This is a genomic window from Butyricimonas sp. RTP31003st1_G1_RTP31003_210430, from assembly GCF_040920905.1.
GTDB classification, from domain to species: domain Bacteria; phylum Bacteroidota; class Bacteroidia; order Bacteroidales; family Marinifilaceae; genus Butyricimonas; species Butyricimonas paravirosa.
Genome location: NZ_JBCOSQ010000011.1, coordinates 76,787 through 86,444 on the forward strand (window position 1 = coordinate 76,787; position 9,658 = coordinate 86,444).

The 9,658-nt window shown below is 39.3% G+C and carries 8 protein-coding genes; 2 read left to right on the forward strand and 6 right to left on the reverse strand.

Annotated elements, in window-relative coordinates; all coding sequences use genetic code 11:
• The first annotated feature begins 85 nt into the window (after positions 1-85).
• Entirely contained in the window at positions 86-1,159 is a 1,074-nt protein-coding gene (gene buk, locus AB5542_RS05325; protein WP_087420207.1) for a butyrate kinase, read from the forward strand.
• A 322-nt stretch (positions 1,160-1,481) separates the two neighbouring features.
• Complete coding sequence (locus AB5542_RS05330; protein ID WP_087420206.1) at positions 1,482-2,879, forward strand: hypothetical protein; 1,398 nt, start codon at positions 1,482-1,484, stop codon at positions 2,877-2,879.
• 76 nt (positions 2,880-2,955) lie between these two features.
• Here the strand turns inward: AB5542_RS05330 and AB5542_RS05335 are convergent, their stop codons facing one another.
• The 6 genes from AB5542_RS05335 to AB5542_RS05360 all read right to left on the reverse strand — a co-directional run bounded on the left by AB5542_RS05335 (position 2,956) and on the right by AB5542_RS05360 (position 9,138).
• A complete protein-coding gene (locus AB5542_RS05335) occupies positions 2,956-4,107 on the reverse strand; it encodes a M20 family metallopeptidase (protein ID WP_279041146.1) in 1,152 nt (383 codons plus the stop codon).
• A 1-nt stretch (position 4,108) separates the two neighbouring features.
• Positions 4,109-4,825, reverse strand: a complete 717-nt coding sequence (locus AB5542_RS05340) for a DUF3307 domain-containing protein (RefSeq protein ID WP_279041148.1) — start codon at positions 4,823-4,825, stop codon at positions 4,109-4,111.
• A 1-nt stretch (position 4,826) separates the two neighbouring features.
• Positions 4,827-5,477 carry a hypothetical protein gene (locus AB5542_RS05345; RefSeq protein ID WP_279041150.1) on the reverse strand — a complete coding sequence of 217 codons (651 nt, stop codon included), beginning with the start codon at positions 5,475-5,477 and terminating at the stop codon, positions 4,827-4,829.
• 133 nt (positions 5,478-5,610) lie between these two features.
• Positions 5,611-6,942 carry a nucleobase:cation symporter-2 family protein gene (locus AB5542_RS05350; RefSeq protein WP_279041152.1) on the reverse strand — a complete coding sequence of 444 codons (1,332 nt, stop codon included), beginning with the start codon at positions 6,940-6,942 and terminating at the stop codon, positions 5,611-5,613.
• Positions 6,943-6,948: 6 nt separating this feature from the next.
• Positions 6,949-7,515: a xanthine phosphoribosyltransferase gene (gene xpt, locus AB5542_RS05355; RefSeq protein WP_087420204.1), complete on the reverse strand. Its 567-nt coding sequence runs from the start codon at positions 7,513-7,515 to the stop codon at positions 6,949-6,951.
• Positions 7,516-7,596: 81 nt separating this feature from the next.
• Entirely contained in the window at positions 7,597-9,138 is a 1,542-nt protein-coding gene (locus tag AB5542_RS05360; RefSeq protein WP_279041155.1) for a hypothetical protein, read from the reverse strand.
• Positions 9,139-9,658: the final 520 nt, after the last annotated feature.

A 9,658-nucleotide genomic window follows, 5' to 3' on the forward strand; every position in this document is an offset into this window, starting at 1 on the left:
AGTTTTGCTTACAATTTATAAATTTTGCAGCCTCATAACGTGCGAAAAAGAATAATTATTAATATTTAAAATAACAATTAAAACTATGTCATTTAAAATTCTTGCGATCAATCCGGGATCAACTTCCACGAAAATTGCAATCTTTGAAGATGAAACAGAGAAATTTGTAAAGAACATCAAACATTCCGCAGAGGAAATTGCGAAATTCGATAACGTGGCTTCACAGTTCCAATTCCGGAAAGATATTATTCTTTCCGAACTGAAGAATGCTGGATTTAATATTAATGAAATCAACGCAATTGTTGGAAGAGGAGGTTTAGTTAAACCTATCGAATCCGGTGTATATGAAGTAAATGAGGCGTTAATTAACGACTTGAATAATCCTCCTCTTGGAGAACATGCCTCCAATTTAGGTGGTCTGATCGCAAACGATATCGCAAAATCTCTTAACAACGGAACAAAAGCTTATATTGCAGATCCCGTGGTGGTTGATGAGTTGCAAGATGTAGCTCGTTTGACCGGACATCCTGATTTTACAAGAGTATCAATCTTCCATGCCTTGAATCAAAAGGCAATAGCACGGACTTATGCAAAAGAAATTGGGAAGAAATATGAAGATATAAACTTGATTATCGCGCATCTTGGTGGAGGCGTTTCTGTTGGAGCGCATGATCACGGACGGGTAATTGACGTGAATAATGCTTTGGATGGTGATGGTCCTTTTTCACCGGAACGTTCAGGAAGTCTTCCTACAGGTCAGTTGGTAAAACTATGCTTCAGCGGTAAGAAAACCGAAGCAGAAATCAAGAAAATGTTGAAAGGTGCAGGCGGATTAGTGGCTTATCTTGGAACAAACGATGCTTACGAAGTAGAAATAAAGGCAAAAGAAGACCCGAAATATAAATTGGTACAAGATGCCATGTCCTACCAGGTAGGTAAAGCCATTGGTGAAATGGCTGCCGTGCTAAAAGGTAAAGTTGATGGTATCTTGTTAACCGGAGGAATTGCTCACAACCCCTTCTTGGTTGACTACGTGAAAGAGATGGTCGGATTTATCGCTCCGATAAAAGTATATGCCGGTGAAGATGAGATGAGAGCATTAGCTATGAACGGACTGATGGTTCTTCGCGGAGAACTTTCCGGAAAAATCTACAAGTAATAATTTAGGATTAGTAATAGATTACAAGTGGGGCTGTCCAAAAAGTCATTTCTCGAACTCCCTCCCCCCTCCGGGGTACTCCCTCTATAAACAGAGGGAGAGTTGAAATACTCCCTTTCTTCGGGAAGAGTCACCAGCTCCTCCTCTGTTTATAGAGGAGGTGGCACGAAGTGACGGAGGAGTTTTTTGAAATTAAATGACTTTTGAGACAGCCCCTTTTTTTGTTGAGTACAATAATCCAAGGAACACTCTAATGGCTCTAAAGAAGTATCTTTGCATATTTTTTTGTAGTTTTGCAACAAGACAAAATACAAATAACAAAATGAAAGATACCATTTATTCCTTCAAAATGTTGAGCTTGTTAATAGTCCTTGCATTTTCTAACTATAGTATGGCTCAAGAAGTATCCTTGAAAAAACAGGATGTAAAAACAAAAGAAAAAATCACGACCCATTTCTCCGGTCACCTGTCAGGTAATACTGATGCCTATAACGACAAAAGCACACTCAAATCAACTGATGTGAAAAAGATGCAGCAAATCGTGTGGGATGCATGGAAGGAGGCAAATAACAAATTCTCCGAGCAGAAGCTGATTAATCTTGATAAACTGGAAAAAGCAAATTCAGGAAAATGGACTCTTCCGCAGGAACTGGAACCCAATGCAATCATGCCGTATTACTGGGGTTACAAGGGGGATGCAGAACCGGAAGGAGGTTTCCCATTATATCTATACACGCATGGTTCTGGAGATAAAACCAGTGAATGGAGAACGGGAATCAACATATGTCAAAAGTTCGATGATGCTCCATCGGTTTACTTCATACCTCAGATCCCCAATATGGGCGATTACTATCGTTGGTGGCAAAAGGCAAAGCAATTTGCTTGGGAAAAGATGTTACGTTTAGCTTTCGTATCCGGAAAAATAAATCCCAATAAAGTTTACTTTTTCGGAATATCAGAAGGCGGATACGGTAGTCAACGGTTAGCATCATTTTATGCGGATTATCTGGCTGCAGCAGGCCCGATGGCCGGAGGGGAACCTCTGAAAAATGCACCTGTTGAAAATTGCAGAAACATCGCCTTCTCTCTGTTAACAGGAGCAAATGACAGGGGATTTTACAGGAATAAACTCACGCAACGCACGAAAGACGAATTTGATAAATTAGAAAAAGCTAATCCGGGTAACTTTATCCATCGTATAGAACTAATTCCCGGTATGGGACATGGTATAGATTACAAACTTACAACCCCTTGGTTGAAACAATATACCCGGAATCCTTATCCCAAGCATGTAAGCTGGGAAAACTTCGAAATGGACGGTCTATATCGTAATGGATTCTACAACTTATTTGTTGAAGAACGTTCTAATGATGATACGAAATCTAGAACCCATTATGAAATGGATATACAGGAGAATAATATTTCCTTAAAGGTTGATTTAGTTACTTATAAAGCAACAGAAATTGATCCGAACTGGGGTATTGAACTGGATTTTGAAAAGAGCTATCAACCCGCAACCAAAGGGAAAGTAATCATTTACTTGAATGATCAACTGGTAGATTTAGACAAAGAAATTACATTGGTAGTAAATGGGAAAGAGGCTTTCAAGGGAAAAGTTAAACCACAACTTAAAAACATGGTGAACAGTTGTGCTGCATTTTTCGACCCGAAAAGAATCTATCCGGCAGCAATAGAAGTAAATATTGCAGATTTACAGTAATCATCGGAATATACGATAAGAAATCCCCAAGACTCTAACTCTTGGGGATTTTTAATATGTATCCTAAAGTATTTCATTAACCCAAAATCCTGACACAATTTTCCACCATTAGTGCGATACCCGCTTTCATAGCATTCTCGTCGGGAGCCATTCCCGGATTGTGAAGTGGAGGCATACTCTCCTGTTCCGGCGGACGAACACCCAAGACCCAGAAGACTCCTGGAATTTTCTCCAAGTAAATGGCAAAATCTTCTCCTAAGGTAAGATGATCCATTGGGATCACATTGTGTTCTCCCAGTAAATCTGTTGCATTTTTCTTCACAAATTCTGTCAAACTCTTATCATTCACCAACACGGGCAATCCATTCCAAGCTTTATCCAAATGGAATGTACAACCGTATAAATCACAAATGGAGTTTGATTTTTCCTCGATTAACTCGAATATCTTATATCGTAAAGAGTTGTCATGCGTCCGGACAGTTCCCAACACGTCTACCCGATCCGGAATTACGTTATTACACGTGCCACCATGGATAGAAGTGATCGAAAGAACCGCCGGGATCAACGGGTCTCGAAATTTAGTAATCAACGTCTGGTAAAATTGTATCAAGCAAGCCGTGGCCAATATGGGATCCGAACCCATGTGTGGCATGGCCGCATGAGTACCTTTACCTTCCACGGAAAAAATAATATTATCTGAAGAGGCGAAAAAGGCCCCGGGACGAATTCCGACAGTTCCGGTCGGAAGGTTCGGGAAAACGTGTTGTCCGAATATAGCTTGCGGAACGGGGTCTTTTAAAAGTTCGGGAAGTAATAGACGAGCCCCTCCCGGACGTTTCTCTTCACTGGGTTGAAAAACAATTTTTATTGTTCCCTGCAATTTGTCTTCTCCGGATTTAAGAACAAGTGCTGCCCCTAAAACCATAGCCATATGCATATCATGTCCACAAGCGTGCATCATGCCTTCATTTTGAGAACAATAGGGTAATCCGGTCTCTTCCTTGACTTTCAGAGCATCCATATCAGCCCGAATCGCGATACATTTCTCTCCTTTCCCCACGGTTGCAATTAATCCCGTCCCCACTTTTTGGTACGGGATTCCATTCTGTTCCAGTACTTCCGCAATATAGCGTTGCGTCTCCACTTCTTGCATGGCGAATTCCGGATGTTGATGAAAATAACGCCGGAATTTAACAGCCAAAGGGTAAATCTCTTCTATTCCTATCATTTTATGCTATTAATCTAATCATTATTAATCCTAACAAGATGGCAATCGTAAAACTTGCAAATGTTCCAATTAATACATACTCCGTTGTCTTAATTTCTTTACTTTTATTCAATTCCCCAAATCGGAAGATAGACTTTGCTGCGAGTAAAAAACCAATCATCTCTATTCTCCCAATCAGTACAAAAGTTAAGATTAAAACTCGCTCCAGATACCCAATCCACTTTCCTGCATTTTGTAAACTCAGAGATACTGTATTGTTGACCCGCCAACGAGTTGTAAATAGTCCTAAAGCAAGTGATGTCGGTTTTAAAATCACCATGTAACCCGTGAGTACAATCCAAAATGATTTTTCTTTGAACAATATTTCCAACGCATTCATCACTAAAAGGTAATTCTTCGTAATCAATAACCATAACGAAAAGATTACCAATAGATGTAAAACTTGATCTATAATAAATATGCCTAAAGTATTCTTCTGGCAGACTTTCCAATAATCAATAAGTAGATGCGTACCAAAAATAATTGGTAATATATACCAACAATGCCAGCATCCAACAAAAACAAAGGCAACAAGAGCTTGTACCAAACTATGAATAATATGGTACACACATTTTCGATCTGATTTTTTCTTGACAATCTGGTCGGTCTGTAAAATAAAATCAACCAGCACATGAGAAAATATCAAACGGAACAATATATCCAGAGAAGAATCTTCCATCTTAATTTTTAATTTGATTTATGACTTGCTGTTGAAAACGTTCTAAATAAAGCTCTATCAATCTTAACCTACCTCCATTAGCCAACTTGCTGACAGCTTGTTGTGATTTATTTAATAATTGAGCAATCTTTTTTTGAGACTCTCCAGATAACAATGCTTCATAAATCACCCGTGCCTGCATCACCGTCCAACCCGATATAACATTGTCAGCAAAAGCAGTACTAATTTTAAATTCATCATTTAAATCATCCCAAGGAGTCTTAAGCGCCAAACGATCCGATTTTTCTAGTCGGTCAAACTCCCTTCCTGAATTTCGAAAAGCCTCGCCATCAGATTCCACGACACTATGATCTTGATAAAAATCTATAGAACCAATGCCTAAAGCAATTCTAGCATCCCATTTAGTAAATTCTTTTTCCGGAGTAAATCCCTGTAAACCAGCTCGAAACAGTATAGCAATTTTTAAAGATTGTTCAACGTCATCAATAACTGCTTGAAAACTATCTCCCCTAAATATTTCGACTTTTATTTTTCCCCATTTGCCAGCTTCATCCGCAATTTTTTGTATACAATCTATTAACAATTGCCTACGGGTAGGTTCAATTTTGGATGATTGTACAATATCTCCGGTAATAACTCCTTTAAGTTTCATTTAGAATTAATTATAATGACACAAGCAAAGATAATATAAATATAGAACAAAACAACCTTATAGGGTTGTTTTTCTAGAATCAACCCTATAAGGTTGTTTTGTTAAAATCAACTCTTAAAGGTTGTTTTCACGATTATTCTTTCACGTGTATCAGTACATTCGACACAATTGCCGTCAAACCTCCCGTCGTAATCCCGGATGAGAATATATTTTTAATGGTATCGGAACAACTGTTCAATATTTCCGGAATGAATTCGACACTTAATCCCAAGGAGAAACTTAATGCTATAACCAGCGTGGCTTTCCTATTTATATTCTGGGAGGCAATAATACGGATTCCGGCAGCAGCAACCGTACCGAACATAAGTAGTGTCGCTCCCCCCAGAACCGGTTCCGGCATTAACGAGAACACCAACCCAACAGCAGGAAAAAGTCCCAGTATCACTAAAAAAGCAGCAATATAATATCCCACGTAACGACTGGCCACTCCCGTTAATTGTATCATCCCGTTATTCTGGGCAAACACTGAATTCGGGAAAGAATTAAATGCCCCTGCCAAGAAAGAATTGAAACCATCGGCAAGGATTCCCCCGGAAGCCCGTTTAATAAACTTCTCTCCTTCCACGGGTTCCCCCGAAATCATGGAGTTAGCCGTAATATCACCATAAGCCTCAATAGCAGTAATCATGTAAATCAACCCGACGGCAATAAATGATGACCAACTAAAAGCTAACCCGTATTTAAAAGGAACAGGAATATTTACCCCGGAATAACTCTGTACAGAAGAGAAGTCAATCATACCCATGAAATAAGCGACAACATATCCCACGACTAACCCGATCACGATGGAACTCATCCGTAGATATTTATTATTACTCCGGTTAAAAAAGATGATCAAAACTAACACCAATAAAGCCAATCCGAGATTCTCGAAACTACCGAAAGTACCGTTTTCTTTAGCAATAACACCCCCACCACAAGCCGTAATACCTACTTTCACCAGACTCATCCCGATTAATGTTACCACAATTCCCGATACCAGAGGGGTAATGACTTTCTTGGCATATTTCAAAATCCTACTTATCAGCATCTCAACCACTGAACCTGCCATGCACACCCCGAATATCAGAGGCAAACCACCCGCCAATCCCGTAGATATAATCGGGCCGATAAACGAAAAACTTGTTCCTTGAATACATAATAACCCGGTTCCGATAGGTCCAACCCGTCTACACTGAATAAAAGTAGAGACACCAGAGGCAAAAAGAGCCATAGAAACAAGAAAACCCGTTGTTTCCAAGTCAAGGTTCAACGCCCCGGCAATAATTAACGGTGGAGTTATAATAGCAACAAAGATGGCTAATAAATGCTGTAACGCGGCAAAAAAAGCCTCTTTAAAAGGCGGACGGTCCTCTATTCCATAAATAATGGCCGAGCTAACCTGACAATTGGTCGTTTCACTCATGCCGGATTATCTTATTTTTATCTGACAATTATCCAGACTATCTATAATAGCTAAGGATTCAACATGAATCCCACGTTCTCTCAGTACTTCGCCCCCATGTTGAAAAGCTTTTTCAATAATAAATCCCATGCCTACAAGTTGTGCCCCCGCCTGGTCAATCAAATCAATAATACCATTCGCGGCATTCCCGTTTGCAAGGAAGTCATCAATAAAAAGCACACGATCCTCTTTACTCAAGAAATCTTTACTGATACAAACATTATATTCCCGGTCTTTTGTAAAAGATCGTACTGTCGTTGAAATCATATTTTCCATCGTTTTCGGTTGCTTTTTCTTGGCGAAGACCACGGGCAATTCCAAAAGATACCCCACCATGATTGCCGGAGCGATACCGCTAGCCTCAATAGTCATCACTTTATTAAAATCCTTATTCGCGAAACGACGCACAAATTCCACCCCGATCGACTTCATTAAAATCGGGTCCATTTGGTGATTAATAAAACTGTCCACTTTTAAAATGCCACCTTCAAAGCATTTTCCATCCTGTAAGATTCTTTTCTTGAGCAAATCCATATTGATCGTACTTTTTTACACTTCGGCAAAAGTAAGAATAATAATCAAAAAACAGGCTTTTTACTATAACTTGAATAAAAATTAATGAATCACCTCGTCCAAATCAACAATGGTTATCTTGTTTTCTTGGGCATCGTACAATTTATTCCCAACGCGTACAGCATTTTTACTGATTCGTAAATGAGCCCATAACTCTCCCGAAGGAGCAATTACAATAGTTTCCTCTCCACGGGAAAGAAAAGAATACCCCTGATAAGTCAGGTAACACAGACTGTACTCGCTCGGCAATAACATTCTTGCGCCCTGAGCATTCGCCTTGACACACAATATATTTTGTTTTCCGGTAAGGATATAACATTGAGTACTATCCATCTCCTGCAATGTCTTGTATTTAGAATCTTCCAAAACAAATATCCGGTTACTGGCAAAATATCCTGCCCGATCTTTATCCAGAGAAAATTCTACTTGAATTCCCTGAGCCAAATCCGACGAGGACAATTTTATCAGATGCTGGTCAAATAATATATACAAAGTATCTTTGGACACTTGTACGTGATTTACAATTCCCAAACTAGTTGGGAATGAGGAAAACGCTTCTTGAAACCCCGTATTCTTATTGAACTTAGCGACATAAGGAATCCCCCATTTTTTCATTATCGTGCCTTTAACGAGACCACTTCCGTAGTTTACCATGTAAAGCGAACTGTCCATTGTAAATATCTGGGATTCTCCGGTTATTTTTCGGGACAGCCCTTGTAACCAAAGCACTTTTCCCATGTGATCCAAACAAAACAAACGATCACATGATGCTATATATATTTTCTCTTTTTCAATGAGAATATTCGAGGTAAACCTTTGCATAAATTCCTTTTCAGCTTTAGGGAAAGGTAATTCTTTTAAAAAGATCTCATGCCTCCATCCTTCCCCGTTTTTCATGTTAAGCGCATACAAGGCATCTGAAAGCAGGAGAATAACCGAATCATTCAAGGGTAACATATCCGCCCATCCTTGTTGGGAAAAGATCTTCCTTTCCCATATTTTCTTCCCATTATACAAGTTGATCCCTTCCAGTTTCGAAACCTCCGTACTCCCCAAATTATCTTTACATCTTATCCCCACGCCCAATTTCTGATCCACGTAACTAATGCAACCTCTATCATTCCAATGTTCCTTTCCACTCCTTCGGTCAAAACACCGGGTCTTGAAGTTGGACGTTAAAAATAACACGTTCTGAACAGGACTGAGATTCTCAATATCACTATTAATTTTACAATGCCACAAGGATCGTTCCTTTTCCGGGTCCCAAACAAATAGTATTCCCGAACCTTGTGGAACCCCTTTCCTTGAAAACCGGTCCAATTGCACGGAAATAGTTTTCGTGATAGAATCCGCATACAAATGCCGTACATACCCCTCTACCAATATTTCTTTCCCCGAAATATTTTCCTGCCTTTGATAATGACGCCCAACCAACCGGGGCATCACCTGGTCTTCCGACTCTTGTTTTGTGGACTGGGCAAATCCATCGATACAAATAACCGACAATAACATACTCCATAAAAAGAAAATCCTAACGAAAGACATTTCTGTAACCATGATCGAGAAATTTATATCTACTTTCACAAATATATCATTTTATTTAGAGTTTGTTTAAATTTTGTTGAACAAAATCTTGTCGTTGTTTGATTACCTCTAGATCATGCTAATGTTCCTTTGATGTTCCTATATGTCTCCGTCTCGATTTGTACCGTGTTCAAATGTATTTCCTCCGGCGATCACTCGCTAGTGACACGGAGAAAGCACGGAGAAAGTACGGAGAAGACCTAGCCAAACAATAGAGTAACAGCGTATTATAGGAGTAGCGAAGTGCTTGTTGTCTGATAACCATCTTATACCGAGATAGTTGATCTAAAAAATACATATAAATTCGAGAAATCCTCTTCATGCAAGGGAGTATGAAATAAAAGAAGGCAACCCCAAAGCCATTTAAAACAAGGCTTTGGGGTTGTCCTCTTTTATTTTGATTCCCAAGATTTATATTAGGTAATTATATACCACTTTACAGTCTATTAAGGTAATGCTTGTTTTCATTCTCAAACTCCTCCGTCACTTCGTGCCACCTCCTCTATGAACAGAGGAGGAG